This window comes from Oceanococcus sp. HetDA_MAG_MS8, assembly GCA_019192445.1.
Classification (GTDB): domain Bacteria; phylum Pseudomonadota; class Gammaproteobacteria; order Nevskiales; family Oceanococcaceae; genus MS8.
Map to the genome: position 1 here is coordinate 415,833 of JAHCMK010000003.1, position 26,065 is coordinate 441,897.

Consider the following 26,065-nt stretch of genomic DNA (forward strand, 5'->3'; position numbering starts at 1 on the left):
GTATAATGCGGGGCTGATTTGCCCTACGGCCCGCCCATGTCCGCCATTAAAAAAGTCGTTCTTGCCTATTCCGGAGGTTTGGATACCTCGGTCATTCTGAAATGGCTGCAAGATCAATATCAATGTGAGGTTGTGACTTACACGGCCGACCTGGGTCAGGGCGAAGAAGTCGAAGAAGTCCGCCCTAAAGCTGAGGCGCTAGGGGTTAAAGAAATCTTCATCGATGATGTGCGCGAAGAGTTTGTTCGCGACTACGTCTGGCCGATGTTTCGCGCCAACGCCATCTACGAAGGCGAATATCTCTTGGGGACCTCTATCGCGCGGCCGTGCATTGCGCGCAACATGATCGAGGTAGCACGCAAGACCGGCGCCGATGCCATTGCTCACGGCGCCACCGGTAAAGGCAACGATCAGGTGCGCTTTGAGCTTTGCGCCTACGGTTTAATGCCTGACATCAAGGTCATCGCACCCTGGCGTGAGTGGGATCTGAACTCCCGAGAGCGTTTGCTGGCCTATGCCGCAGATCACGGTATTCCTATCACCAAGAAAAAAGATGGCAGCTCGCCTTATTCCATGGATGCGAACTGCCTGCATATTTCTTATGAAGGGGAAGAGCTGGAAGATCCGTGGACGGCCCCGAAAGAGGACATGTGGCGTTGGACCACGAGCCCACAGCAGGCGCCGGATGAACCCGAGGACATCACGCTGGGCTTTGTTGCCGGTGATGCAGTGAGCTTGAATGGGGAGCCAATGAGCCCCTTTGGCATTTTGGACCGGCTCAACGCACTGGGTGCCAAACATGGTGTGGGGCGTATTGATATCGTCGAAAATCGCTACGTGGGCATCAAATCGCGGGGGGCTTACGAATCCCCAGGTGGAACCATTTTGCTCAAAGCACACCGGGCCATTGAGTCTATTACTTTGGATCGGGAAGCCGCCCACCTCAAAGATTCCCTCATGCCCAAATATGCAGAGGTGGTGTACAACGGCTACTGGTTCGCGCCGGAACGCGAGGCCCTGCAGGCGCTGATCGACCGAACCCAGCACTGCGTGAATGGCGAGGTGCGGCTGCAGCTGTATAAGGGCAATGTGATGGTGACGGGCCGACGCTCCGAAACACATTCCATGTTCGACGCCGCCATTTCCACCTTCGAGGATGATCGCGGCCGTTATGACCAAAAAGATGCGGACGGCTTCATTAAGCTGAATGCGCTGCGGTTGAAGCTGGCGAAACGCTGACTATGGCCACCCCGGATGCGCAAGAGAATCCGCTTGCGCGCAATCTCCATTGGGCCCTGACCCTGTATACCGTTTTCGTGCTGGCTCAAAGCTTGGCTTTTAAGTTTCTAGGCTCGGCCGAGACGGTGTACATCTTTGAGACCGTGCTCGACGGCTGGGCGGCGCAATGGGGTGCCGAGGGTTTGTTCGCAACCGGTGGGGCCTTGTCGGCAACCACCATTGCGGGCTTAGAGCTTTGCGCAGCGCTCATGTTGTTGATCGGCGCTATGCATCCGCGCTTGCGGGCGGTGCAGGGTTTAGGCGCTGTGCTCGCGTTGGTGTTGATTGTGGGGGCGTTGGGCCTGCATTTGTTGAGCCCGTTGGGCGTGGTCGTGCGCAGCCCCGAAGGCACCGGCGATGGTGGCACCTTATTCATCATGGCTTGTGGCGTCGCCCTGGCCTGCAGCGTACTCACCTGGATGCGGCGTGAGGACCTAGGGAGCCTGCTGCACTTTGGGCGCCGGCGCTCCTAAAACGCCAGCGCCAGTGACCGTCAGGCAGGCCACGCTGGCGGATGCCCACGCTTTGGCCTCGCTAGAGCAGGCCGTGTTTTCCAGTGACCGGCTGAGCCTGCGTCAGTTCAAGCATCACCTACGCAGTGCGCATGCCGAGCTATGGCTGGCTGAGGATGATGTAGGTGTGCTCGGCTATGGCTTGGTGCTTCTGCGTCGCGGCACCCGGTTGGCCCGCTTGTATTCGCTAGCAGTGGACCCGCGCGCTCGGGGCCAAGGTATTGCCGGCCGACTGCTGCAAACGCTAGAGCACCAAGCCCGTCAGCGTGGCCGCGTTGATTTGCGCCTGGAGGTGGCCCAAAACAATCTCAGTGCTCAGGCCTTGTATATCCGTCATGGCTACCAGCCATTCGATGTATGGAGCGACTACTACGCTGATCACCAAGCTGCGGTTCGTATGCAGAAGCGGCTGCACCGCTCACATCCGAATGAGTCGGCAATCAAAGTGCCTTGGCTGGCACAAAGCACAGAATTTACCTGTGGCCCTGCGGCGTTGCAGATGGCCCTCGCGGCCTTGCAGCCTGGGTATACGGCCAGCCGCACCGCCGAGCTGCAACTGTGGCGGGAGGCCACCACCATTTTTATGACCTCTGGTCATGGAGGCTGTCACCCCATTGGTCTGGCTCTTGCGGCCCATGCACGGGGGCTACACGCCCAAGTGTGGCTGAGTACTGCCGAGGCGCTGTTCGTGGATGGTGTGCGCCAGCCAGACAAAAAAGAGGTGTTGGACATTGTCCACCAGCAGTTTGTGGAGCAAGCCCAGCAGCAGTCGATTGGTATTGAATACGCGGTGCCCAGTCCGGATCAGGTTAGGCAATGCTTAAGTGAGGGAGGGCTCTGTTTGGCACTCATCAGTACCTGGCGCTGGGACCGGCGTAAGGCACCGCACTGGGTATTGTTGGTTGATGCGGATGAGCATGGCCTTTACGTGCATGACCCCGATGGGGACGAGCACGACCCCGGCGGTATTGATGCCGCGCAAGTGCCGCTGGCGTGGTCAGACTTTTTGTCGATGGCCAGTTACGGCCGGTCCAAACTACGTGCGTATGTGATGCTACATGCGCAGGCCTCGCAGTCGCCCACCCTTGAGGCCTAAGTATTGAGCCAAGGCTCAAGCCTGCAACCAGGGTCGCGCCAGGAGAAAGCCTTATGACGGGCGCCCCCGGCGTTCCAGGCGCCGGGCAAACTCACTCATGATCTGCATGTAAAGCTCCTGGCCTAAATACGCATCTTCAATCCCCTGGTCTAGGCTGGGATTGTCATTCACCTCGATCACGTAGGCACGACTGCCATGTTGTTTGATGTCGATCCCGTACAGCCCGTCGCCGATCATCCTGGCGGCGCGCAGGGCGGCATCCAAGACAACCTTCGGTGTTTCAAAGGTGGCCAGGGTGGTGAAGCCGCCACTATCGGTGCCGCCCTCGCTATGGGCGTAGATCTGCCAGTGGTTGCGCGCCATGAAATATTTGCAGGCGTAGAGAGGGCGGTGGTTCAGAACGCCAATGCGCCAGTCGAATTCGGTATACAAATACTCCTGCGCGAGCACCAGGGCTGAGTCCTGCAGCATGGCCTTGAGGCTGCGCTCTAACTCCTGGCGAGTTTCCACTTTGCAGACACCTCGGGAGAAGGAGCCGTCTGGAATCTTCAGCACCAGTGGCAAGCCCAGCTCTTGGATGAGTTGCTCAGCCTGATCGACGCGGTCGACGATGCGGCTGCCTAGGGTCGGCACGCGGTTATAGCTGAACGCGTCTTGGAGGAAGACCTTATTGCAGCAGCGCAAGATGGATGTTGGGTCATCCATCACCACCAGCCCCTCAATTTCTGCCTTGCGCGCGAATTGGTAGGTGTGGTGGTCAATAGCGGTCGTCTCGCGAATGAACAGAGCGTCGAACTCCCCCACGCGTGCATAGTCATTGGCGTGAATCCGCTCCACTGCAAAGCCCACTTTTTCGGCAGCTTTCTCGATGCGTTTCAGCGCCGCTTCATCACTGGGTGGTAATTGCTCTTCTGGGTTCACCAGCAGTGCAAGATCCCAGCGTTGCAGCTTTCGCGCGCGCGGACTGCGCCATAGCCTGTGTGAGAACTCTGCCACCAAATTGCGCGCCCAGGCTTGCTCGGTGGCATCCAGATCAGCCAGAGACAGCAAACGGATGTCGCGAATATCCCAGCGTGTGGAGTAATGCATCTCTACTTGCAGTAGAGGGGCGGGAAAACGCTCGAAGAGCTGGCGGCTCAGGGTCTTCCAGCGGGGGTCTGTGGTTTGTCCTAAACAGATGGTGATGCGCTGGCCATGTTGGCCAGACTCGGGTTGCTCGCCCTTGGGCAGCTTGAGTCCGCTGCGCTGCGTCTGCAGCAAGGTCAGCGAGGGCGAGCGTAGGTCGTTCAAGGTGTTCACCGAGGGTAGAACCCGGTGACCACGGGCCTCTGCTAGCAAAGAGCAGTAATAGCCGGTGCTCAAATAACCCAGCGACGAACACAGGTTAATGATGCGTGTTTTCCGTTCGCCGCGAATGGGGTGCTCGGCCAAATATTGAGCGAAGCTGATGATGTTGTCGCCCCCAGAATCGGGGCCCCATTGGGTGGGGTCATCGACCACCAAGAAGGTGCGGCTCATCGGGGCTTAGCCGAAGACCACCATGCATTGGCGACTTAAAGCCACCAAGCTATGGTCGGGCCCATACAAGCGCACCGATTGATGCGTATAGCCATCGGCGCCCGCTTCTAAATGCACGTCCGTGATCCAGTTTTGCAGATCAAACCCTGCTAGGTCTGGCTGGACCAAGTTGAGCATCCAGGTGAGGGTGCTGCCGGGCACGGGCTTGCGGAAATGGCTCAAAGCCAGGGGCGGTGGGAAGTCTGCCAAGGCCAGAACTTGCGCCGCACCGGCACGGGGTTGGGCGTCTTTTAAGCTCAGCCGCAATTGTTGCTGACTCCCGCCACCACCGGTAAAGGGAAAGTGACCAGCAAGTAGATCAGCCTCGAAATGTTGAATAAAGGCGGGTGTGATGTTGGGAATGAAGGGGAAGGTGGTGCCGTGTTCTGCGGCAGGAGTCAGTGCGGGGGCTGTTTGCTCGAGCGCAGATTCCCGAGCGTGGCCGAATATGCCCACGAAAGAGGCGATCAGCGTTTCGCCATCCATGAAATCCGCCGCACATTGCACGGTGTTCTTGCCGGCCCGCAGCAGCCGCGCATGCACCCGAACTTGAGGCCCGCTAATCGGCGCGCACAGTGTGGCTTGCAGGGTTCGTAGTGGCGGCATGTCTGCGCTCAGCCTCTGCATGGCGTCGACGGCAATGGCCGCCTGTAAGCCGCCGAAGAGGCTCCGACCTTGCAGCCAGGATTCGTCCGTGGTGTAAACACACAGGCCGTCTTGGCTACGGGCGCTACGCAGAATACTGCTGAGATCCAACATCACAAGGAGTCCAAAGAAGTACAGGCGCGCTAATGTAGCAGGCAGTCACTGCCTTGGCCTGCTGGTTCGCCTCTTTGCTCAGGCGCTGCGGGGTTGGCGTTTTGTGTGCAGGCCCGAAGCAGGCCCTCCGGCGCTCAGCGCTTAGTTGGCGCCGCCGGAACTCAGACTCTGGTAGCGAACATGGACATCACCAACATAGTCTTCGGGGAGGGGGCATTGGGTGGGGCCGGCGTAGCGCAGGAAGCGCCCGCTCTCAAGCTCCATGATGTAGGTGCGCTCCTGCAGCCGCCTCCAGAACCAGCTGCGTTGATACAGCTCTATCTTGAGCAGGGTGCCTGCGGAGGTTTTTTGGGTGTGGGTTTCTACGTGATACACCTTACGCCGCGTAGAGGGCAGAAAGACCACTGGAATCGCATCCATGCTGCCATCGGCTAGGGCCTGACGATTCGCCTGGAGCATGTGCAGCAAGGCGTCTGCGGGCACATCTTTGGGCTCTAAGCGCAGTTTGCGGCTGGATCCGCTACGGTCCTCTCGCGAGGGCATGGCTTGCAGCTCCCATTGGCTGCCACTGCGGCGCAGCCGCCAGCGCAGATCGAAGTTGGCGTCGCGGACTTCCAGCTGCGCCAACGTGCCATCATCCATGTAGCTGGACGAGCGGCTATGCTGCGGCTGCCCCCAGGGCGTCTCGCACAATACCTGCTCAGACTGAATTTGCCCCGCATCGCTCCACACCGTGACGCGCTTCAGCTGGTACAGCTTGTCGTCGGTGCCTGGAATATAAGCAACTTCGGTGGTGGGATAAGGCGGTGCGGCAGCTTGGACAGAGCCCACAATGGCAATGCCGAACAGGCCCAGCAGGCGAGCATTTAGGCGCATGGGGAGCGGGGATGAGTTGAGGGGAGGCAGATGGGGAGGCAAGCAAAAACCATGCCTGAGCACGTAATTATAAGCCCACTATCGCGCAGGCTCATAGAGCCTGTTTGAACAACTTGGCGAAAGGCTGCCGGGGGGCAGATTGTTGCCGGGAGCGGTCATCCGTCTGCGGGCATTGCCTAGGGACGACTGGACACCCAGCCCTGCAGCTTTAGACCGAATGATGCTGATCGATATGGTTTTTGAGGTGCGTGCTCAGGTCTGGTAGCAGGCTAGGCGGAAAATCATGGCCCCAGCCGGGAATGGTGATGAGCGTGGATTGCGGAATCACCTTGGCCAGATGCCGGCCACCCGAGACGTTGACCAGAGGGTCGTCTTCTCCGTGCAGGACCAGCGTGGGCCTTTCAATCTGGCGCAGCAATGGGCTGCGGTCTGGCTGATTCATGATGGCCGCGTATTGGCGCAAGAAACCGGCCGGGTTCATAGCACGCTCGAGGATGGCACGTAAGCGGGCTTCAACAACGTCTGGAGGCGTGGGATGGCCGCGACCGGAAAGGGCTTGCCAGGAGCGTTTAGAAGCTTCGAGCACCACATCAAAGTCTTGGGTGGCTGGCCGCTGGGTAATTGTCTTGAGTGCGGATTGACGTGGCATGCCCTTGGTGCGTTTGCCGCTAGTGGTCATCACCAAACTCAGTGACTGTGCCCGCTGCGGATGCTGCGCGCCAATAATTTGCGCAATCATCCCGCCCATAGACGCCCCAATAATGTGCGCTTGTTCAATCTGTAGCGCATCCATCAAGCCCACCGTGTCGGCAGCCATATCCTCCAGGCTATACGGGCTGGGAAGGCGAGCGCCGAAGAACCAACGAAGTAGATCGCGCTGACGAATTTTGGGCGCACGCGTGCCCTCGAACCAGGTGGAGTGGCCGGCATCGCGGTTATCAAAGCGAATAACGCGATAGAACTGGTTCAGGGTGGCCACGAATTCTTCGGGCCAATGCAGCAGCTGACAGCCCAGACCCATGATGAGCAAGGCGGTGGGGCTATCGGCCTGCGGGCCGGGGCGGTCTTCGTAGCAAATCTCAATGCCGTTGGCGTTAACCGTTTGGGTGTTCATGCAGAGTAGGACGCGTGTTTTTTGCCGTTTAGTGTAGCCCGAACCGTGCGGCGCACCTGCCGAGCCCAATTCAGGCCGATGATGTGTTGCCATCCCGCGTTGGTGCTGCACACGCAGCTCTGCGCCGGTGGCGCTGATCCCAGGCATTTTTTGCTGCTACCAGCAAAGCCAATCCCAGGAATGCGCCCGGGGGAAGGCTCATCAGCAGCCAGCCTTGGCTGCTGAACTCGATGGTCCAATCACTGGCAGCGGGGCCGAAGAGTAGCTCCGCTCCGCCAAAGAGTTGGCCGCGGCCCAGCACTTCGCGCAATGCGCCCAGGGCGATCAATGCGGCGCTAAAGCCGGTGCCCATGGCAAGGCCGTCGACGGCAGCGACTAGCGGTGGGTTGCGCGCGGCGAAAGCTTCCGCCCGTCCAATAATGGCGCAGTTGGTCACAATCAAAGGGATAAATATGCCCAGCTTGAGATACAAGGCGTGTAGCCAAGCATTCATCAGCATGTCCAGGCTGCTCACGATGGCGGCAATAATCAGCACATAGACGGGGATGCGCACATTGGGTGCAATATGTTTGCGCAGCAGTGACACGCTGAGGTTAGAGATAACCAGCGTGGCAATGGTGGCTAGGCCCAAGCCCAGGCCGTTAATCACGGTATTGCTCACCGCCAGCAAAGGGCACAGCCCCAATAGCTGCACGAGTGCCGGGTTACTACTCCATAGTCCGCGACGCCAGACCTCATTCATCGCTGGGCTCCATAGCGGGCGCTTCGGTCATGGCCTGTGCTTGGTTTTGAATGTATACCAGCGCGGCCTGCATGGTGTTCACGACGGCCCGTGTGGTGATGGTTGCGCCGCTAAGTTGATCGAAAACGCCACCATCTCTGCGCAGGCGCCAATCTTTGGCGGCGATGGAGCCTAGCCCCTGGTGCAGAAACTGCTGCTGCCAATTGGAGCGTTGGGCTTCGATGCCATCGCCTAGCCCCGGCGTTTCCTTGTGCGCTACGACGCGCATCCCCAAGACTTCACTGTGGGGGCTAAGGGCAAGCAAGAAATCAATAGACCCGGAATAGCCCTCGGTCGCGCGCAGCGGCAGGATGAACGCCACGACTTCGCCGTGTTTACGGGCTCGCCAGATGATGTCTGGGCCGGGGGCTGTCCATTCTTCGGGCAGTGTCCAGCGAACACGATCCGCGAGCAGGTCATTATCAAAACTGTTGGCTGGCAGCATGCTCAGCAGTGCAGCGCGTTTGGCGGCTATTTGCGCTGCCGCAATTTGCGGCTGGGTGCATTGATGCACACTGGCGAGCAGTAGCACGGCTGCCAGGCCAAAGCCCAGCAAATTTGCGCCCGCCCCGCGCATGCTCGCAAGCCAGCTGCGTTCACTCATGATCTGTGCTCCTGCCCGTATACCCGAGGCACCGTGTGAGCATCAATGACTGGCACCAGCATGTTAAGTAGCATTACCGCAAAGGCGAAGCCATCGGGGTAATCGCCAAAGCTGCGTATCACCCAGGTGAGCAGGCCAATGCCAAAGCCATAGATAAGCCGTCCGCGAGGCGTTGTTGAGGCAGAAACGGGGTCGGTAGCGATAAAGATTGCGCCAAATATGGTCGCGCCATGCAGCAGGTGGAAGCCTGCGGAGGCAAAACGATCCGCATCGACGGCCTGGGCAATGAGTGCGGGTAGAGCCACCCCCGCGAGGACCGCAATGGGTATACGCCATTGGATCAGGCCGCGGCGCCACAGCCATACGCCGCCTAGCCCCCAGGCGACGGCTAGGAGCCAGGCAAAATCGGTGCTCAGGTCGGCCGTGACTTCGGTAACGGTGAGCTGCGCACGCAGGCCGTTGCGCATCGCGTCTAGTGGGGTGGCGCCAGTCCAAGCATCAACTTCGTGCAACTCTCCCAGACCCAGCCAATAGGCCCAGGGTAGGTTCCAGGCTGTGGTGGTGTCGGCTGGCCACAGCGCCAGGCTGGCAGGCAGGCTGACCAGCACCATCACGTAGCCGACCATGGCCGGATTGAAAGGGTTTTGGCCTAAGCCGCCAAACAGCTGTTTGCCCACGGCAGTGGCCAGGCTGCCTGCCAGCAGGGCTTGCCACCAGGGTAGCCAAGGCGGCAAGCACAGCCCGAGTAGCACGCCGGTGAGGAGGGCGGAATAGTCTCCCAATTGCGAGCTCAGATCTCGCCCACGCAGCCTCAGGATGCCGGCTTCAGCGCCTAATGCGCCTATACAGCAGTACACCAGCTGAAAGAGTATCCCGGGCCCCTGCAGTGCGACGCTGACGAGTACACCGGGTAGCAAGGCGAGGATCACAGCCAGCATGACCTGCGGGACTCGGCGGCGCGGTCGTATCCAGGGGCCGGCGATACGCATCAGTTGTCGCTACCTGAGTTGTGCTCGCGTTGTCGCCGGGCGCGTTCTTGAGCAGCCTTAACGGCTGGCGGTAAGGCTTGCTTGGCCTTTGCTTGTTGCGCCCGCGCTTTGGCGAGGGCGGCGGCAACGGCTGCAGAAGTTGCATCAGCGGGCTTGGCCGCCGCGGTCTGCTCGGCCTGGAGCAGGGCTGCTTGCTTGCGTTGGCGGGCGGCCTCTCGCTCGGCGTGTTCGCGTTGCAGGCGCTTTTCACGCGCGGCGTAACGCGCTTTGGCGTGCTCGGCTTTGCGGCGTTCCACAGCGGCGTTTGCCAGCTCTGCCTTGGCATAGCGGTAGTACTGCACCAAAGGAATCTCGCTGGGGCACACCACCGCACAGGCGCCACACTCAATGCAGGCATCTAAATGTAATTTGGCTGCCGCTTGAAACTCGCGGGCCTGGCTGTGCCAATACAGCTGCTGCGGCAGTAGCCCGGCCGGGCAAACCTCCACACAGTCGCCACAGCGAATACATGCCCGGCTGGCCGCTGCGGGTTGGATATCGCTCGGTGGGCCCACGAGCAGGCAGTTAAACCCTTTGCTCACCGGCACATCTTTATCGGGTAATACCACGCCCATCATGGCCCCACCCATGAGCAAGCGTGGGGCTGGGTCTGGGTGGGTCAGGCCACCGCTGGCTGCAATGAGTTCACTGATGGGAGTGCCCAGCCGCACCCGCCAATTTCTGGGCTGGGCAATGGCTGTTCCAGTGACGGTGACAATGCGTTCCGTGAGTGGCTGTGACTCTTCCAAGGCTTGCTTCACCGCCACGGCTGTAGCGACGTTAAACATGGCCAGCCCTAAATCCAGTGGCAGTCCGTCCAGAGGTACCTCCAGACCAGTGAGGCTTTGAATGAGCTGGCGCTCTCCTCCCTGGGGGTAACGGCTGGGTACTTGGACTAGCTGAATGCGGGCATCGGCGCTGCGCTTCAGCGCTTGATTCACACTATCGATGGCGGCCTGATGATGGTCTTCAATGGCAATGCTCAGCCGCTGGGCTCCGCTCGCTGCCAGCAACCATTGGCCACCGCGAATAATGGCAGCGGCATCTTCTAACATGCTGGCCCCATCACAGGAGATGTAGGGTTCGCATTCGGCGCCATTGAGAATGATGTGCTCAAGCGTGGGCCGATCTACGCCCGCACGGAGCTTTGTTGCACTGGGGAAACTGGCTCCCCCGAGACCGACGATGCCTGCCGCGGCAATGCGTTCAATGATGGTTTCAGCGGCGGTAGCGTCAGGGTCGGTATAGCAAGGCCCCAAAGCCTCGTCGCGGGCTTGGTCTTGCTGATCAGTTTCCAATAGGATGCAGTCAACACTACGGCCTTGATCAAGGTCGCGGGATTCAATGGCGCGCACCCAGCCCGAGCTGCTGGCATGGACCGCCACGCTCGCAGAAGTGCTGGCTTTGGCGATGAGGTCTCCGCGCAGTACATGCTGCCCTGGCTGCACACAGGGGACAGCGGGCGGACCTTGATGCTGATGCAGCGGAATCCACAAATGTCTGGGCAGGGGCGCCGCGCAGGTAGCAGCTTGCTCGCCGTAGAGCTTGTTGCCGGCCAGAGCGAGGCCGCCGCGAAAATCGTGCTGCGCGTTAAGCATTAGGAGGCCGAGTTCTGGGTGGCTTCCGGCCATGCCCAGCGTGGCTGAGCTGTGGGCAGTTCATGCAGGTCTATACAGTCCACAGGGCATGGGGGGATGCACAACTCACAGCCCGTGCATTCCTCGGTGATCACCGTATGCATCAGCTTGTTCGCCCCGACGATGGCATCGACGGGGCAGGCCTGAATGCACAGCGTGCAGCCGATGCACTCGTCTTCGCGAATATAGGCCACCACGGGTGATGTTGGCGCGCTACCAAACTCCGGGTTGAGTGGCTTGGGTTCGCGACCTAACAGCTCTGCAAGAGCAATGACGCCCTCCTCGCCACCCGGCGGGCATTGGTTGATGTCGGCTTCGCCTGCTGCGATGGCTTCGGCATAAGGGCGGCAGCCTGGGTAAGCGCATTGACCGCACTGTGTTTGCGGCAACAAGGCATCAATGCTGTCGACCAGGGGGTTGCTGTCGGCCCGCAGCTTATTTGCAGCCCAGCCCAGCGCTAAACCCAGCGCCAAGCATAGGCCGGCAAAAGCCATCACTGCCGACAGCATCAGGCCAACCCTGCAAAGCCTAAAAAGGCCAGTGACATGATTCCAGCTGTGATCAAGGCAATGGGCGCGCCTTGGAAAGGAGCAGGGATGTTGGCTGCAGCGAGTCTCTCGCGCAGGCTAGAAAACACCACCAGCACCAGCGAGAAGCCCACGGCGGCTCCAAAGCCGTAGAACACGGCTTCGCTAAAACTCAATTCTTGACGGGCTTGGAGTAAGGCCACACCCAGCACGGCGCAGTTTGAGGTGATCAGCGGCAAGTAAATGCCCAGCACCTCGTACAACAAGGGGCTGGTTTTTCGGACCCACATTTCGGTGAGCTGCACGGAGGCGGCAATCACCACAATGAAACTCAAGGTGCGCAAGTATTCCAGGCCCAGGGGGGCCAGCATGAAGTGCTCGATCAGCCAGCTGCTTGCTGATGCGAGCGTGAGGACGAAGGTGGTGGCTAAGGCCATACCTAAAGAGCTGCTGCGCTTGTTGGACACGCCCATAAACGGACACAGGCCCAAGAACTGCACCAACACAAAGTTGTTCACCAGCACGGTGCCCATAAACAGCAGCCACAATTCGGTCATTGCCCAGCGCCCGTGCTGTGATGGCTGAGCACCGCATCCACCGCCTTAGTGCAATGCCGCGAGCGCCTTCTCATCAATCCGGCTGAGCAAATTGTTGTAGGGGTCGATATCGACGGCCAACAAGGGTTGCGCGCGCTCAGACCACGTCGGTAGCCCGTGTAACCAGTCGCCGACCCGGCTCGCCGTACTGGGTAGGATGGGCTGAAGGTAAAGGCTGAGCAGGCGGAACAAATTAATGGCCGTGGTGCACACCGGCAACACTTCGTCGGCATGCTCGGGGTCTTTGGCCAAACTCCAGGGCGCACGCTCGGCCACATAGGCATTGGCTTTATCGGCTAAGGCCATGATCTGCCGCACGGCTTGTCCACTTTCACGGGCGGCATAAGCTTGGCCAATGGCGTCGCCGGCTGCGGCGAATTCGGCCACCAATTCCGGCCGGTCCAGCTCGCTTGCTAGGCGTCCCTCGCCAATTTTCTTCACAAAGCCTGCGCAGCGGGCGGCGATGTTGACGTATTTCCCAATCAGGTCGGAGTTCACTCGACTGCGGAAGTCCTCCAGGTTGAGATCGACGTCATCAACGCCGGCTCCGAGTTTGGCGGCAAAGTAATAGCGCAAATACTCGGCAGGTAGCTGCTGCAGGTATTGCCGCGCGGTGATGAAGGTGCCACGCGACTTAGACATCTTCTCGCCGTTAACGGTGAGAAAGCCATGGGCATGAATGCCACTGGGAGGCTTTAGGCCTGCGCCTTGAAGCATCGCCGGCCAAAACAGAGCGTGGAAATAGGTGATGTCTTTACCAATGACGTGAAAGACTTCGGTGTCGCTGTCGGCACTCCAGGCGGCCCAAGGGTCAGTGCCAGTGCCTGCAAGAAAATGCATCCAGCTGGCGATGTATCCCACCGGGGCATCGACCCACACATAAAAATACTTGCCGGGTGCGCCTGGAATTTCGAAGCCGAAATAGGGGGCGTCCCTGGAAATATCCCAATCCTTGAGGCCGGCCTCAAACCACTCCTGCAACTTGGCTTTGACGGCTTGCTGTAGCTGGGCCGAATCCAGCCAGCCTCGCAAGAAGCCTTCAAAGTCGCCAAGCTTGAAGAAAAAGTGCTCGCTGGGGCGCTGTTCAGGCGCAGCGCCCGAGAGTGCCGAGCGCGCGTCTTTGAGGTCTAGAGGATCGTAGGTGGCACCGCAAACCTCGCAAGCATCACCATATTGGTCAGGCGCATCACAGTGTGGGCAGGTTCCACGGATGAATCGATCGGGAAGAAACATTTTCTCCACCGGGTCCCAGGCTTGCTCGATCGTGCGCTTGGCGATGTGACCGGCGGCATCCAGAGCGGTGTAGATGCGCTCCAAGGCCTCGCGATTTTCTTCGCTGTGGGTGCTATGGAAGTGATCGAAGCCAATCAAAAACTCCCCATAATCGCGTTGATGTTCAGCGCTCACTTGTTGTACCAGCTGGGCTGGCTCCAGGCCTTCCTTTTGGGCCTTGAGCATGATCGGCGTGCCGTGGGCATCGGAGCCGCAGATGTAGTGCACCTCATGTCCTTGCATGCGCATGGCGCGGGCAAAAACGTCGGTTTGTACAGCCTCAATCATGTGGCCCAGGTGGAGCGGGCCATTGGCGTAAGTGAGGGCACTGGTGAGCAGGATGCGACGCATCGCGATGGCACCGTCGGGGTCAACAAGAGAACCTGCTATTTTGCCACAGCAGACCGCGCATTCGGCTGGGCGTAGTGCGGCTAGGCCACATTGTTACTGTGCTTGAGCGGCGCTGCTACCATTAGCGGCTGAATCTGTTAGCGAACCCGCCACCGTTGGATATTGACACTCTCAGGGTGCTCTTGGCCCGCTATCCGCAGAGCTGGTTGGCACCTGTGCTGACATCCGCACTGCGTCATGTTGAGCCTACGGCAGTGCGCCTCGAGCTGCCGGTGCCGGCGCAGCGTTGGGCACCTGTGCTCAAGGCCGAAATCGCTGAGTTCTTGCAGGCACAGGTGAGTGGTTGGCAGCCCGCGATAGAGCTCGATTGGGCCGTCGCTCCGCAGCCTGTACAAGGCGCACTGAAACGTATTCCGAACATTTCTAATGTCATTGCTGTGGCTTCCGGCAAAGGTGGCGTGGGTAAGTCCACCGTGGCCGCAAACTTAGCGTTGGCCCTGGCCGCGGAAGGCGCCACGGTCGGCATGCTGGACGCTGATATTTATGGCCCAAGCCAGCCCTTAATGTTGGGCGTGGCTGATAAAAAGCCGGCCGTAGAGGCCAGCAAGAAAATGCACCCAGTTATGGCGCATGGGGTTGCCCTCATGTCTATAGGCTTGCTGGTCGACCCTGCAGACCCGATGATTTGGCGTGGTCCCATGGTGACGCAAGCGCTGCAGCAGATGCTGGCGGAAACCCGCTGGCCAGAGCTGGACTATCTCATCGTCGATTTGCCACCAGGTACGGGCGATACGCAGTTGTCTTTAGCGCAGCGTATTCCTGTGAGCGGCGCGCTGATTGTGACTACGCCGCAGGAAATGGCTTTGCTGGATGCGCGAAAGGGTCTGCGCATGTTCGAAAAGGTGGGTATCAGCGTGTTGGGCGTGGTCGAAAACATGGCGGGCCACACCTGTTCCCAATGTGGGCACGTAGACCCGGTGTTTGATAGCGGCGGTGCGCAAATGATGGCCGAACAATTTGGGGTTGAGGTCTTGGGCTCGTTGCCGCTTGCCGGGTCGATTCGCGCACAAGCGGACGCGGGCCGACCTACGATGGTGGCCGAACCAGAGTCACCGCTGGCCATGCGTTACCTGCAGCTTGCCCGACGCGCCGCAACGGCGTTGGCAGGAGCAGGCGCTGCAGAATTTCCCGAGATCGTCATTGAGTCTTAGAACATTATGAGTATTAAATCGGACCGCTGGATTACTGAGCAGGCGCGTCGAGGCATGATCGAACCCTTTGCTGAAGAGCAAGTGCGTTCCAACAGCCGCGGCGAAAAAATGGTGAGCTATGGCGTGTCCAGTTACGGCTATGACGTGCGCTGTGCCAGCGAGTTCAAAATTTTCACCAACATCAATAGTGCTGTGGTCGACCCCAAAAACTTCTCCGATGGAAGTTTTGTGAGTTATGAGGGGGATATCTGCATCATCCCGCCGAACTCTTTTGCCCTGGCGCGTACGGTGGAATATTTCCGAATCCCTCGCGATGTGCTGACCATTTGCTTGGGTAAGAGCACTTATGCCCGCTGCGGCATTATCGTGAATGTCACTCCCTTGGAGCCGGAGTGGGAAGGCCATGTGACCTTGGAATTTTCCAACACCACTCCCTTGCCGGCGAAAATTTATGCGAATGAAGGAGTGGCGCAAATGCTCTTTCTGCAATCGGACGAAGTGTGTAAGACCTCGTACGCTGATCGCGCTGGGAAGTATCAAGGGCAGCAGGGCGTCACCCTGCCGCGCGCTTAATCGGCGCAGCTTGATCTGACCGACGTCCCAACTATGGTGTGGGAGTCATCACTGCCTGAGTAGAGCAACCTGTGCGGTTCCGAGCATTGATGCCCTGCAAAGGGTCTTGGGCCTGCGCTGCGGCGACTCTGAGGCGATTCCGGTTGCTGGGCTGACTGTAGCCCACGGGTGTCAGCTGGGTGGGACCAAAAAATAAATCTCTACAAATCGCGGTTTTGACGCGACGTTAGCAGCGCTGACTGCTATATTGCGGTCACCGCGTGTATGCACGGTCATCAGAACTCAGTTTGCTATGGATTGAGCCTGATGGGGTTTTATTTTGATTTGACATAGCGTTGATGAGTTCGATGACTAACATCTATGTAGGAAACCTGTCCTTCCGGACGGACGACGAAGGCTTGCGGGCCGCTTTTGCTGAATTTGGCGAGGTGAGCTCGGCTAAAGTCGTGATGGACCGGGAAACCGGCCGTTCGCGGGGCTTTGGTTTCGTAGAAATGCCTGACGCTTCAGCTGCTCAAGCTGCGATTGAAGGCACCAACGGTAAAGACCTAGAAGGTCGTAACCTGCGCGTGAACGAGGCTCGTCCTCGTGAAGATCGCCCACGTAACGGTGGCGGCGGTTTCGGCGGTCAGCGCCGGGCTGGCGGCGGCGGTGGCCGTTTCTAAGATCCGTGTGATCCAGCCAGCGTAATTGCTGGCGAATCGAGGGACATTGGGCCCGTGGTGCGGAAACGCACCGCGGGCTTTTCTATTTGTGGCTTGGGGAAGTACTGAAGAAATCTGCGCGCGAAGCAAGGTGGTCCGCTGCCGGAGCGCAGAAGCCGCAGCATATGGGCGTATGTGAGGCTTCTTTTGTTGACTGGCGAGCACCGCCGGCGGGTCAGATTGCGAGCACAGCGGTTTATGCAGTGTTTCCTGAGGGCGCGCCGCCAACAAGCACCATGCCCGCGACAAAAGGCCAGACTCGCGCAAATTTGCGGGCGTGCTCACAGGCCGCTATTTTCTTCAAGAAGCTAGAAATTAGATGAACTTGTTGGCGCTAAGCCTCACTGAAGCGCAGTTCCTAGGCTGAGCGTCGTTGCTTACGCTTGGCCGCGTCGCCAGCGCGGGCTTGCGCAGCCAGACTGACGCCTGCTTCCATGGCAGCCGTTGGAATCGACAGGAGGAGACCGTCGATGGCCGCGTCAATCATGGCTTGGGGCCGGTTGCAGGATGCAGCCGACGAAGCACAACATCGCCGGGCTGCCCAGGCCGATCCGGGTGCTTATCACGGCACTATTGCTGCTGCGGAGCTGCATTGGTACGCCAACGGCTGTTGGCTGAGCTACGATCCCGAGCAACAGGCTTGGAGCGGCTTTGCTGCGACCGATGGGCGCACTCCCCATGCCCTGCCAGAAGCAGACTGGAGACCCTGGCATACAGCATTTGACGACTCCGATGCTCCCTTTTACCGCTGGTTTATGGGCGCGCAAACGAATGCCTGCTTCAACGAAGTGGATCGTCATGTACTGCAAGGGCGCGGCGCCGCAACCGCCATCATTTTCGAAGGTGATCGTTGGGATCCCTCACTCAACGAGGGCAAAGGTGGTCCGGTCCATCAGCAGCACATCAGCTACAGGCAGCTGCTGCGCGAAACCATTATCCGTGCGCGCGTTCTTCACAACTTGGGTTTAGGGCGCGGTGACCGAATCGCGCTGAATCTGCCCAATATTCCAGAGCAGATTTACTACACCGAGGCCGCCAAACGACTGGGCATCATTTACACCCCGGTGTTTGGAGGCTTCTCAGCCAAAACACTCTCGGATCGTATCTACGATGCCGGTGCCAAGGTAGTGATTACCGCGGACGGTGGTTATCGCAATGCCGAGGTCGTCCCCTTTAAAGAGGCCTACACCGATCCGGCCTTAGACAACTTTATCCCTTTGGCGACGGGGCTTAAGGTCTTGCAAGAGGTGCTGGAAGGCACCGAGCTTTCGGCCGAGGTTTGTAGTCGTATCCAGGCGCGTGTCGCAGCCGCATTACGCGGTGAAATTACGCTAGAGCGCAGCGACATTATGCGTGAGTTAGGGCAGGTCCTGGCTGCCGAATCGCAACTCTCGCCTACAGTACTGGCGGCTGTACGCACGCAGGTCGCAAGCAGCTTGGCCGCTGCCGAGCATATCGTGCAAACCGTTGTTGTGGTTCGCTACACCGGCCAGGATGTGGTGGTGCAGGATCGCGATCAATGGTCCGCTGAACTGGTCCAGCAGGCCACCCAGCAGGCCTTTGCCGAAGTGGGCATTCCAGAACTGGCCGATGCCGCCGCCGCACACTTGGAGGGGCTGGATGATCGGGACTACTGGCAGGCGCTCAACGCTATCCACCCGGCACTGCCGCTGCCCGCAGATACGCCGCTGTTCATCATTTACACCTCAGGCTCTACCGGCAAGCCTAAAGGCGTGGTGCACACCCACGGCGGTTGGTTAGCTGGCATCAGCCACACCATGCGTATGGTCTTCGCAGCGGGGCCGGAGGATCGGCTCTATGTGATTGCTGACCCCGGCTGGATAACCGGACAGTCGTATCTCATCGCCGCACCACTGGCCTTGGGCATGTCGACAGTGGTCGCGGAGGGCTCGCCCTTGTTTCCGCACGCAGGGCGTTTTGCCTCCATCATTCAGAGGCATGAGGTCACCATTTTTAAGGCTGGCTCCACCTTCCTCAAAGCCGTGATGACTGACCCGGCCAGTACAGCCGATCTACAAAGCTACTCCATGGCGGCATTGAAGGTGGCAACCTTCTGCGCCGAGCCGGTATCACCGGCCGTGCAGCAATTTGCCATGCAGCAGGTCTGCGAGCGTTACATCAATTCGTACTGGGCCACCGAACATGGAGGCATGGTGTTTTCCTGTCCTTGGGGAGATCACAAGAATCTTGCCCCGGATGCCAAGACCTGGGCTTTACCCTGGATCGATGCCCAAGTGCGAATCGCCGAGGAGCAAGATGAGCAAGGGCAGGCCACACAGTGGCGCCTAGCCGAAGAGGGTGAAAAGGGTGAACTAGTCATCCAGCAGCCCTATCCCTATCTGGCACGCACCATTTGGGGCGATGCGCAGAACCTGCACAGTGAGCAGTGGAAAGGTGATTTGGAGCGCTTCAGCCAAGTCTATTTTCAACGCTGGTCTGGCGGATGGGCCTACACCCAGGGTGATTACGCGCGCCGACATGCCGATGGTGGCTTTACCCTGCATGGGCGCTCCGATGATGTGATTAATGTCTCCGGCCACCGCCTAGGCACCGAAGAGATCGAAGGCGCTATCCTACGTGACAAGGTGCTCCGTGCAGACTCGCCCGTGGGTAATGCCGTAGTCGTCGGAGCGCCCCATGCCGAGAAGGGCGAAACGCCCGTCGCCTTTCTGATCCCCGCGCCTGGCGCACGGATCAGCGATGATGATCTGGACCGGCTCAAGGGTTTGGTGCGGGACGAAAAAGGCGTGACCGCAGTGCCCGGGGACTTTCTGGTGGTGTCGGGTTTTCCCGAAACCCGTTCCGGCAAGTACATGCGCCGCACCCTGCGCGGCATTTTGCTGGATCAACCCCTGGGCGATTTATCCACCTTGCGCAACCCGGAAGTGGTGGAGGAAATTCGCGAGGTGGTGGAGGCTTGGCGCAATCTCGGACAGCTGGGCGAGGTGCGCAATATTGTGCAGACCTACCGCTATTTGCGCTGGGAGACGCATAGCCTCAGTGCCGACACCAGTGTCGCTCTGCTTTGGGTCAATCACCCGCCCGTGAACGCGCTCAATGAACGGGCTCTGGATGAGCTGAACACGGTTCTGCAGCATATTCGCGACAAGCCAGACATCCGGGGGTTGGTGATATCTGGCGCCGGCCGGGCCTTTGTGGCCGGGGCCGATGTCAAAGAATTGCTCGACGTGGGCGAGGCCGGCGATATGGATAGCGCTCGCACCCCTCCAAATGCTGCGCAAACAGCCTTTGCTGCCTTGGAGAATCTGCCGATTCCGGTGCTGGCGGCTGTGAATGGCCCTGCACTGGGCGGTGGCTGTGAGTTAGCCCTGGCCTGCGCCTACTTGGTGGCGGATGGTCATGCTCAATTTGGGCAACCCGAAATTAACCTGAACCTATTGCCTGGCTACGGTGGCACCCAGCGCCTGCCGCGGCGTTTGTACGCTCGGCGTGGCGAGGAGGGGCTGCGCGATGCTGCGCAAGTCATTCTCAGCGGGCGCTCTATGACCGCAGCCGAGGCCAAGCAGCTGGGTCTGGTGGATGAAGTGGTAGGCGATCAGGCCCGTAGTCCAGTGGCGGTGGCCGTGCAACGGCTGCGCGAATACCTGGCTGGTGCTGGCCCCTTGGTCGCCGCCATGGAACAACGGCATGCCTATCTGGAACAGCGGGAGCAGGTCTTACCCTGGCAACCGGATTGGCTCCAGCAACAGCCACTGGCAGGCTTGCTGCAGCAGCTGGAAGGCAGCGGTCGCCGCGCCTCCAGAGATCGCATTGTGGAGGCCATCCAAAGTGGTGCTAGCCAAGGGCAAAGCGCAGGCTTAAGACGAGAAGCGCAGCTTTTCGCTGAGGCCGTCTGCGATCCGCAATCCGGGCCGGTGGGGATTCGAGCCTTTCTGGAAAAGCGCAGTGCACCGCTGCCCTTGAAACCCGGAGGACTGGTCAATCCGGTCGACCCGGCCACTCAGGAGCAACTCCAGGCCCAGGGGCAATTATTGCCACTCGACGCCAGCTTTTATCCGGGGGTGACGCCCATACCCGCATGGCAGTACGGCATGGGGGTGCGCAAAGACCCGCACACCGGGGCGGCTTTGCATGCAGACCCGGCTCAGGCCGAGGAACTGCTGATTCTTCCCACTCCGCAGCCTGGGCCGAATGAGGCTTTGGTCTATGTGCTGGCCTCTGAGGTGAACTACAACGATATCTGGGCCATTACCGGAATTCCGGTATCGCCTTTTGATAATCGTGATGCCGATGTGCAGGTGACCGGCTCCGGTGGTGTGGCCCTCATCGCGGCTCTGGGCAGTGAACTGGTGCGCGAGGGGCGTTTGAGCGTGGGTCAACTGGTCACGATTTACTCGGGGCAAAGCGAGCTACTGTCGCCGGATCAGGGCTTGGACCCCATGGCCGCCGATTTTCATATTCAAGGCTATGAAATTAACGACGGCAGTCATGCTCAATTTTTGGTGGTGCAGGGCCCGCAGCTACAACCCAAGCTAAATGGTTTGACGATTGAGGAGGCCGGCTCCTACGCCTTGACCCAGGGCACCATCCACCGCGCGCTCTATCGCACCTTGCAGGTTCAGCCTGGCAAACGTCTGTTTGTGGAGGGCGCCGCTACCGGCACCGGGCTGGAATGTCTGCGCGCTGCACAGCAGTCGGGTTTGCCTGTGGTGGGCCTGGTGTCCTCGGCAGAGCGTGCTGAGCGGGTCAGCGCCTACGGCGGGTCTGCGGTCAGCCGCAAAGATCCGCGCTGGGAACAGGCTTTCACGCCGGTTCCTGATGATCCCGCCACCTGGGCCGACTGGGAGGCTGCGGGTGAAGCTTTTGTGGAAGAGGTCCATGCGCGGGCCGGTGGCCCCATCGACTATGTGGTGTCCCATGCTGGCGAAGCTGCTTTTGGCCGCTCCTTCCAGGCCTTGGGCCCGGATGGTGTACTCACTTTCTTCGGCGCGTCCTCTGGCTATCGCTTCAGCTTCATGGGCAAGCCCGGCGCAGTGAGCCCAGAAGAGATTCTGCAGCGAGCAGCCTTGCGCGCCGGCCAGGCCTTGTTGGTGCGCTACGGGGTTGGCGCTGCAGATGGCATCGTGGACCAGCTGGCGATACAGGCCATTGAAGTGGGCTTGCAGCGCGGAGCGCGTGTGGCCGTGCTCACCGATACCTTGTCGCAGCGCGAGTTCGTGAACTCCCTGGGTTTTCGCGCACCCTTCGCGGGTGTGGTCAGTGTGGAGCAATTGCGGCGCCGTTATGGAGACGATTTCGACCCTCCGGGCCCCTTGGCCCCTATGCCGGACCCATTTACAGAGTCGGCTGCCTTCAAAGAAGCGGTGCGCCAGTTTTCGGATCGCACTCTGAAACCCATTGGCAGTGCTATTGCCCCCTTATTACGCAACACCCTAGATCGGCGCGGTCTCCCCGATGTGATTTTTTCCCGTGGTGGTCAAGACGAGCTGGCCCTGGCTACCTCTTTGGTGAAACCGCATGTGGGCTGCGTGGTGTATGCCGAAGATTTGCAGGGACAGCGGCTGAGCTTTTACGCCCCGCAGGTGTGGATGCGCCAACGCCGCATCATGATGCCGACGGCGGAAATTCGCGGTACGCACTTGAACACCGCGCGCGAATTCGCCGAAGTCCAGGAACGCATTGCCTCCGGCATGTTGGATGTGGTGACACCCACCGCAATACCCCTGGCAGAGCTTGCCGATGCACATCAGGCCATGTGGGATAACGCGCATGCCGGTGCCAACTATGTGGCCATACACGCTCTTCCACGATTGGGGCTGAAAACTCGTGATGAGCTGTACCGAGCCTGGGCTTTGCGCGATGCGCAGGCCCAAGGTATTGCCTGGGAAAAAATTGACACTGGCTCAGCAGGAACATTGCGATGACACATTCCGATTCTCATCAACGCCTGCAAGGCCGTCATGTCATTTTGACCGGGGCCGCCGGCAACATTGGCTCGGTGATTTCCAGGCATCTGCTGCGCGAAGGCGCTCGTTTGGTGCTGACCGGGCGCAACCTAAACAAGCTGCAAGGCTTTGTAGAAACGCTGGTTAGCGAGGGTTTTGCGCAAGATCACATGGCCGTGGTGGCGGGGGATTGCGCCGATGCCCAGGCTTGCCGCGATATCGTGGCGCAGGCCGTAGAAACCTTCGGCCCCATTGATGTACTCATCAACAACGCTGGTGGTGCTGGCCCCAAGCGCACCCTGCGTGAAATTCCCTTTGCCGAGGCTGAAAAGAGTAGCCTGGGTGAAGCCGAAACCATGTATGAGTCGGCGCTCAACCTGCTGGGTGGTCCTTGGAATATGGTCCGCGCGGCGGTGGCGCAGATGTCAGCAGGTGGATCCATCATCAATGTGTCCACCATTTTTTCGCGTACCGGTTACTACGGCCGTATTCCTTATGCGGTGCCGAAGTCTGGATTGAACGCCTTGTCGCAAGGTTTGGCCCAGGAGCTCGGGGCAGAGGGTCGCGCCATTCGTGTGAACACCATTTTCCCAGGGCCCATTAAATCTGAGCGTATCGACACGGTTTTTGCTGCCATGGACCAGCTCCAGGATCTGCAGCCTGGGAGCACTTCGGCCCAATTCCGCGGCTTGATGCTGTTGCAACGGGCAGAAGGAGACTCTCCCCCAGATTTCCGTTATCCCACGCCCACAGATGTGGCTGGTGCCGCCGTGTTTTTGTCCAGCGACGAGTCCGCAGCGTTGTCCGGGCATGCCATCGAGGTCACCAATGGCATGCAGGTGCCGGCCCAGAGCCGCTCCAAACTGGTGTCCTGGCCCGATGAGCGTTTGGTAGATTTGCGGGGCCGCGTGATTCTGGTGCTCGGTGGTGAGGATGTAGAAGAGGCCTTGGTCTTTGCCGAGCACAATCAGCGGCGCGGGGCACAGGTGGTGCTGGCCTTCAGAAACTTGGATGCTGCCGGTGCAGCGCGTGCGCGGGCCCAGGGCCGGCTCAAGGGAACGGCTCATGTGCAGTTGCTAGATCCGCTGCGTCCAGAAACCATGCAGCGTAGTTTGCAGTTTGTCCGAGATCACTTTGGCCGTTTGGATGGCGTGGTGTTTTTACCCGCGCTGCGCAATGGCGAGCATGGGTATTCGCTGGCCCAGGCCGAAGATGAAGACGTTGCGCACTTTATTCGCCGTGAGGTGGTGGCGCCGGTGGCCTTCGCTGCTGCATTAGCGAAGCATTTGCAAAGCTGGGATCCCCAACCGCCGCCACCGCCGGTGACCTTTGTGACCAATGGCGACGATGGCCGCGGCAACCGCCTCAATGAGATTCGTCGCGCCGCCGTTGAGGAGTTAATCCGAATCTGGCGCGATGAGGAAGAGCACCGTGTATCCAAGGGCGAGTGGGGTTGGTCGGCATTGCCGAACCAATTGGTGCGCTATGCCAATGCCGAAGACGACAATCTCGCCTTTAGTGCAGATTGGACCGCGACGCTGAACAACGGCGCGCGCAAGATGGATGCGATCAACCTCTGGGTGCCAAAAAGCATCCAGCGCGCCACCGGGAAGTCGGCTATGCCGCAGCCCATACAGCGGGTGTTACCTGGTCTGCATCATGGCAAAACGGCCCTCATTACCGGGGGCAGCTTGGGCATCGGCATGCAACTGGGTCGTTACTTGGCAATGGCCGGCGCGCGGGTGCTACTGGCCGCGCGGAGTGCTGAAAAACTCCAGGCTGCCCGTGAGGAGATCATTGCGGAGCTGCGCGGCGTGGGATATGCCAGGCCCGAGCAGCGGGTGTTCGTACTGGACAATATTGATGTGTCGCGGGAAGCGGATCTGCAAAGGCTGTACGACCACACCTTGGCGGTGTTTGGCGAGCTGGACTATCTGATCAATAACGCAGGTATTTCTGGCGCCGAAGAAATGGTGGTGGATATGAGTCTGGAGGCCTGGGATATGACCATGGAGGCCAACCTCGTATCCAACTATTCGCTGATTCGAAAATTTGCGCCGCGCATGAAAGAGCGTGGGCGCGGCGTGGTACTCAATGTCTCCAGCTATTTTGGCGGCGAAAAATACGTCGCTGTGGCTTATCCGAACCGCGCGGATTACACGGTCTCCAAAGCGGGGCAGCGCGCTCTGGCAGAGATTCTCTCGCGGCATCTCGGGCCGGAAATTCAAATTAATGCCATGGCGCCAGGGCCGGTAGATGGAGCGCGTTTGCGGGGATTGGGAGGCAAGCCGGGTTTATTCGAGCGGCGGGGGCGCTTAGTCAAAGAGAATCAGCGCCTGAACCAAGTGCATGGAGCATTAGTCGCCGCACTCAATGCTGGCGCCTCAGCCAATGACATTCTGCAGACCCTGGCCTGTAACGACATTGAACAGTTGCAGCGATGGGAAGATGCCCCCGCGGCGATGCAAAAACTATTTGCCAAAGTGGCCCAAGGCGACCCAGCGTCGGGGGCCAGCCACTCTTTGTTAAGCGCGGCTTTGGTTCCCAAGTTGTTGAACAGACTGCGCGCCGTAGCTCTCATTTCCGCAGCAGACGCGCAGGCTTTTGAGTCAGCCTTCGTGCCTCCAAGTGGGGACTTTTTCAGTGCCTCTGAGGTGCAACGCGCAGCGGAGAAAATTGAGGCGGGCATTTTGGATCGGCTGCACTTACACAAAATGCCCACCGATGAACAAGTGGGCTTGTCCACGGTGTTCAGCTTGGCCGACGACAGCGTCAGCGGGGAAACCTTTCACCCATCCGGTGGCTTGAAGTTTGATCGCTCCGTGACCGAAGGCGAGTTAATGCTCAAGCCTGGCGCGGCCGATCTGGAGCGCTTGCAGGGCAAGCATGTGTTGTTAATCGGTGACGCCATGCGCGAGGAAATTGTGGCCATTGCCGAGGGCTTCCTGCGTCACCGTGTGGCGCGGATTAGCATGCTCACCCGTACCGAGGAAGTCGCCGAGTATTTGCGACATCGGGTGGAGGGTCCAGGTGGGGCTTTGTTCGAGGTGCGCGCTAGCAGCGCCGATGTTGAAGAGGACATCCGGCAACTGATTGAGCGCCATGGCCCGCCAGATGTGGTGGTCAATACGCCCTGTGTGCGTTTGCCGTTGAACGCCTTGGCCAGCGAGGCAGGCGGTGATTGGAGCCGAGTCCTTAGCCGGGATGAGTTTGCGGGCGTGGTACGCGATCAGCTCACGCATCATTTCCGGGTGGCGCGTGTTGCGGCTTTGCTGCCGCGCTGCCAGGTTGTTCTTCTGACTCCCGACACCTCCCGCGCCTCAACGCGCGAAGAGTTTGCATTAGCGCTGTTCATCAAAACGGCTTTGCACGCCTTCACTGTCACCCTGGGTGTAGAAGGCGAGCGCCTGCCAACGGCGCCGGCCGTGAATCAAGTTCAGCTCACCCGCCGAGCCAGAGCAGAAGAGCCCGGTACCGATCAGGAGTTGGCTGAAGAAATGGAGCGCGTGGTAGACGCTGTGTTGGCGTGTTCGGTACCAGCCCCCACGCCTAGCCAAAGTCGTTATCTATCGCGTATCTTCCGGGGCAATGCAGTGACCGTGTAGGGGGCGACGCCGCATTTTGCACAAGGCGGCCTAGGCTCAGTTCGGTTCACCAGCGTC

General features: G+C 59.6%; 19 protein-coding genes. 8 read left to right on the plus strand and 11 right to left on the minus strand.

What is annotated here, in order from left to right:
- Positions 1-36: 36 nt before the first annotated feature.
- Genes KI787_07685 through KI787_07695 form a run of 3 tightly spaced genes read left to right on the plus strand, consistent with a single transcriptional unit; the run spans position 37 to position 2,886 of the window.
- Complete coding sequence (locus tag KI787_07685) at positions 37-1,239, plus strand: argininosuccinate synthase (GenBank protein ID MBV6629831.1); 1,203 nt, start codon at positions 37-39, stop codon at positions 1,237-1,239.
- 2 nt (positions 1,240-1,241) lie between these two features.
- Positions 1,242-1,751 (plus strand): hypothetical protein, encoded by a 510-nt coding sequence (locus KI787_07690; protein MBV6629832.1) that lies wholly within the window; start codon positions 1,242-1,244, stop codon positions 1,749-1,751.
- Between the two features lie 13 nt (positions 1,752-1,764).
- Complete coding sequence (locus KI787_07695) at positions 1,765-2,886, plus strand: GNAT family N-acetyltransferase/peptidase C39 family protein (protein MBV6629833.1); 1,122 nt, start codon at positions 1,765-1,767, stop codon at positions 2,884-2,886.
- Between the two features lie 51 nt (positions 2,887-2,937).
- On the opposite strand, the gene KI787_07700 is transcribed toward KI787_07695, so the two are convergent.
- The 11 genes from KI787_07700 to metG form a co-directional block, all read right to left on the minus strand.
- Positions 2,938-4,404, minus strand: coding sequence for a RimK family protein (locus KI787_07700; GenBank protein MBV6629834.1), 1,467 nt, complete (start codon positions 4,402-4,404; stop codon positions 2,938-2,940).
- Positions 4,405-4,410: 6 nt separating this feature from the next.
- A complete protein-coding gene (locus KI787_07705; protein MBV6629835.1) occupies positions 4,411-5,202 on the minus strand; it encodes a thioesterase family protein in 792 nt (263 codons plus the stop codon).
- A 141-nt stretch (positions 5,203-5,343) separates the two neighbouring features.
- Positions 5,344-6,078, minus strand: a complete 735-nt coding sequence (locus KI787_07710; protein MBV6629836.1) for a hypothetical protein — start codon at positions 6,076-6,078, stop codon at positions 5,344-5,346.
- Positions 6,079-6,286: 208 nt separating this feature from the next.
- Positions 6,287-7,192: an alpha/beta hydrolase gene (locus KI787_07715; GenBank protein MBV6629837.1), complete on the minus strand. Its 906-nt coding sequence runs from the start codon at positions 7,190-7,192 to the stop codon at positions 6,287-6,289.
- 70 nt (positions 7,193-7,262) lie between these two features.
- Complete coding sequence (locus tag KI787_07720; protein ID MBV6629838.1) at positions 7,263-7,934, minus strand: electron transport complex subunit E; 672 nt, start codon at positions 7,932-7,934, stop codon at positions 7,263-7,265.
- On the minus strand, positions 7,927-8,577 hold the full coding sequence (locus KI787_07725) for an RnfABCDGE type electron transport complex subunit G (GenBank protein ID MBV6629839.1): 651 nt from the start codon (positions 8,575-8,577) through the stop codon (positions 7,927-7,929). The genes KI787_07720 and KI787_07725 overlap by 8 nt, the downstream gene beginning before the upstream one ends.
- Positions 8,574-9,566 (minus strand): RnfABCDGE type electron transport complex subunit D, encoded by a 993-nt coding sequence (locus tag KI787_07730; protein MBV6629840.1) that lies wholly within the window; start codon positions 9,564-9,566, stop codon positions 8,574-8,576. Before KI787_07730 ends, KI787_07725 begins: the two co-directional genes overlap by 4 nt.
- Positions 9,566-11,203, minus strand: a complete 1,638-nt coding sequence (rsxC, locus tag KI787_07735) for an electron transport complex subunit RsxC (protein MBV6629841.1) — start codon at positions 11,201-11,203, stop codon at positions 9,566-9,568. Before rsxC ends, KI787_07730 begins: the two co-directional genes overlap by 1 nt.
- Entirely contained in the window at positions 11,203-11,751 is a 549-nt protein-coding gene (gene rsxB / locus KI787_07740; protein MBV6629842.1) for an electron transport complex subunit RsxB, read from the minus strand. Before rsxB ends, rsxC begins: the two co-directional genes overlap by 1 nt.
- A complete protein-coding gene (gene rsxA, locus KI787_07745; protein ID MBV6629843.1) occupies positions 11,751-12,326 on the minus strand; it encodes an electron transport complex subunit RsxA in 576 nt (191 codons plus the stop codon). The genes rsxB and rsxA overlap by 1 nt, the downstream gene beginning before the upstream one ends.
- A 45-nt stretch (positions 12,327-12,371) precedes the next feature.
- A complete protein-coding gene (metG, locus tag KI787_07750; GenBank protein ID MBV6629844.1) occupies positions 12,372-13,988 on the minus strand; it encodes a methionine--tRNA ligase in 1,617 nt (538 codons plus the stop codon).
- 128 nt (positions 13,989-14,116) lie between these two features.
- On the opposite strand from metG, the gene apbC reads away from it, so the two are divergent.
- The 5 genes from apbC to KI787_07775 all read left to right on the plus strand — a co-directional run bounded on the left by apbC (position 14,117) and on the right by KI787_07775 (position 26,008).
- Positions 14,117-15,199 (plus strand): iron-sulfur cluster carrier protein ApbC, encoded by a 1,083-nt coding sequence (apbC, locus tag KI787_07755; GenBank protein ID MBV6629845.1) that lies wholly within the window; start codon positions 14,117-14,119, stop codon positions 15,197-15,199.
- Positions 15,200-15,205: 6 nt separating this feature from the next.
- A complete protein-coding gene (locus KI787_07760; GenBank protein MBV6629846.1) occupies positions 15,206-15,772 on the plus strand; it encodes a dCTP deaminase in 567 nt (188 codons plus the stop codon).
- 347 nt (positions 15,773-16,119) lie between these two features.
- A complete protein-coding gene (locus tag KI787_07765; GenBank protein ID MBV6629847.1) occupies positions 16,120-16,437 on the plus strand; it encodes an RNA-binding protein in 318 nt (105 codons plus the stop codon).
- Positions 16,438-16,946: 509 nt separating this feature from the next.
- Complete coding sequence (locus KI787_07770) at positions 16,947-22,382, plus strand: AMP-binding protein (protein ID MBV6629848.1); 5,436 nt, start codon at positions 16,947-16,949, stop codon at positions 22,380-22,382.
- On the plus strand, positions 22,379-26,008 hold the full coding sequence (locus KI787_07775; protein ID MBV6629849.1) for an SDR family NAD(P)-dependent oxidoreductase: 3,630 nt from the start codon (positions 22,379-22,381) through the stop codon (positions 26,006-26,008). The genes KI787_07770 and KI787_07775 overlap by 4 nt, the downstream gene beginning before the upstream one ends.
- The last annotated feature ends 57 nt before the right edge of the window (positions 26,009-26,065 follow it).

Coding starts and splice junctions, on each gene's coding strand:
- KI787_07685 (MBV6629831.1), top strand. CDS start 37: ATGTCCGCCATTAAAAAAGTCGTTCTTGCCTATTCCGGAGGTTTGGAT.
- KI787_07690 (MBV6629832.1), top strand. CDS start 1,242: ATGGCCACCCCGGATGCGCAAGAGAATCCGCTTGCGCGCAATCTCCAT.
- KI787_07700 (MBV6629834.1), bottom strand. CDS start 4,404: ATGAGCCGCACCTTCTTGGTGGTCGATGACCCCACCCAATGGGGCCCC.
- KI787_07705 (MBV6629835.1), bottom strand. CDS start 5,202: ATGTTGGATCTCAGCAGTATTCTGCGTAGCGCCCGTAGCCAAGACGGC.
- KI787_07710 (MBV6629836.1), bottom strand. CDS start 6,078: ATGCGCCTAAATGCTCGCCTGCTGGGCCTGTTCGGCATTGCCATTGTG.
- KI787_07715 (MBV6629837.1), bottom strand. CDS start 7,192: ATGAACACCCAAACGGTTAACGCCAACGGCATTGAGATTTGCTACGAA.
- KI787_07720 (MBV6629838.1), bottom strand. CDS start 7,934: ATGAATGAGGTCTGGCGTCGCGGACTATGGAGTAGTAACCCGGCACTC.
- KI787_07725 (MBV6629839.1), bottom strand. CDS start 8,577: ATGAGTGAACGCAGCTGGCTTGCGAGCATGCGCGGGGCGGGCGCAAAT.
- KI787_07730 (MBV6629840.1), bottom strand. CDS start 9,566: ATGCGTATCGCCGGCCCCTGGATACGACCGCGCCGCCGAGTCCCGCAG.
- rsxC (MBV6629841.1), bottom strand. CDS start 11,203: ATGCTTAACGCGCAGCACGATTTTCGCGGCGGCCTCGCTCTGGCCGGC.
- rsxB (MBV6629842.1), bottom strand. CDS start 11,751: ATGCTGTCGGCAGTGATGGCTTTTGCCGGCCTATGCTTGGCGCTGGGT.
- rsxA (MBV6629843.1), bottom strand. CDS start 12,326: ATGACCGAATTGTGGCTGCTGTTTATGGGCACCGTGCTGGTGAACAAC.
- metG (MBV6629844.1), bottom strand. CDS start 13,988: ATGCGTCGCATCCTGCTCACCAGTGCCCTCACTTACGCCAATGGCCCG.
- KI787_07760 (MBV6629846.1), top strand. CDS start 15,206: ATGAGTATTAAATCGGACCGCTGGATTACTGAGCAGGCGCGTCGAGGC.
- KI787_07765 (MBV6629847.1), top strand. CDS start 16,120: ATGACTAACATCTATGTAGGAAACCTGTCCTTCCGGACGGACGACGAA.
- KI787_07770 (MBV6629848.1), top strand. CDS start 16,947: ATGGCCGCGTCAATCATGGCTTGGGGCCGGTTGCAGGATGCAGCCGAC.
- KI787_07775 (MBV6629849.1), top strand. CDS start 22,379: ATGACACATTCCGATTCTCATCAACGCCTGCAAGGCCGTCATGTCATT.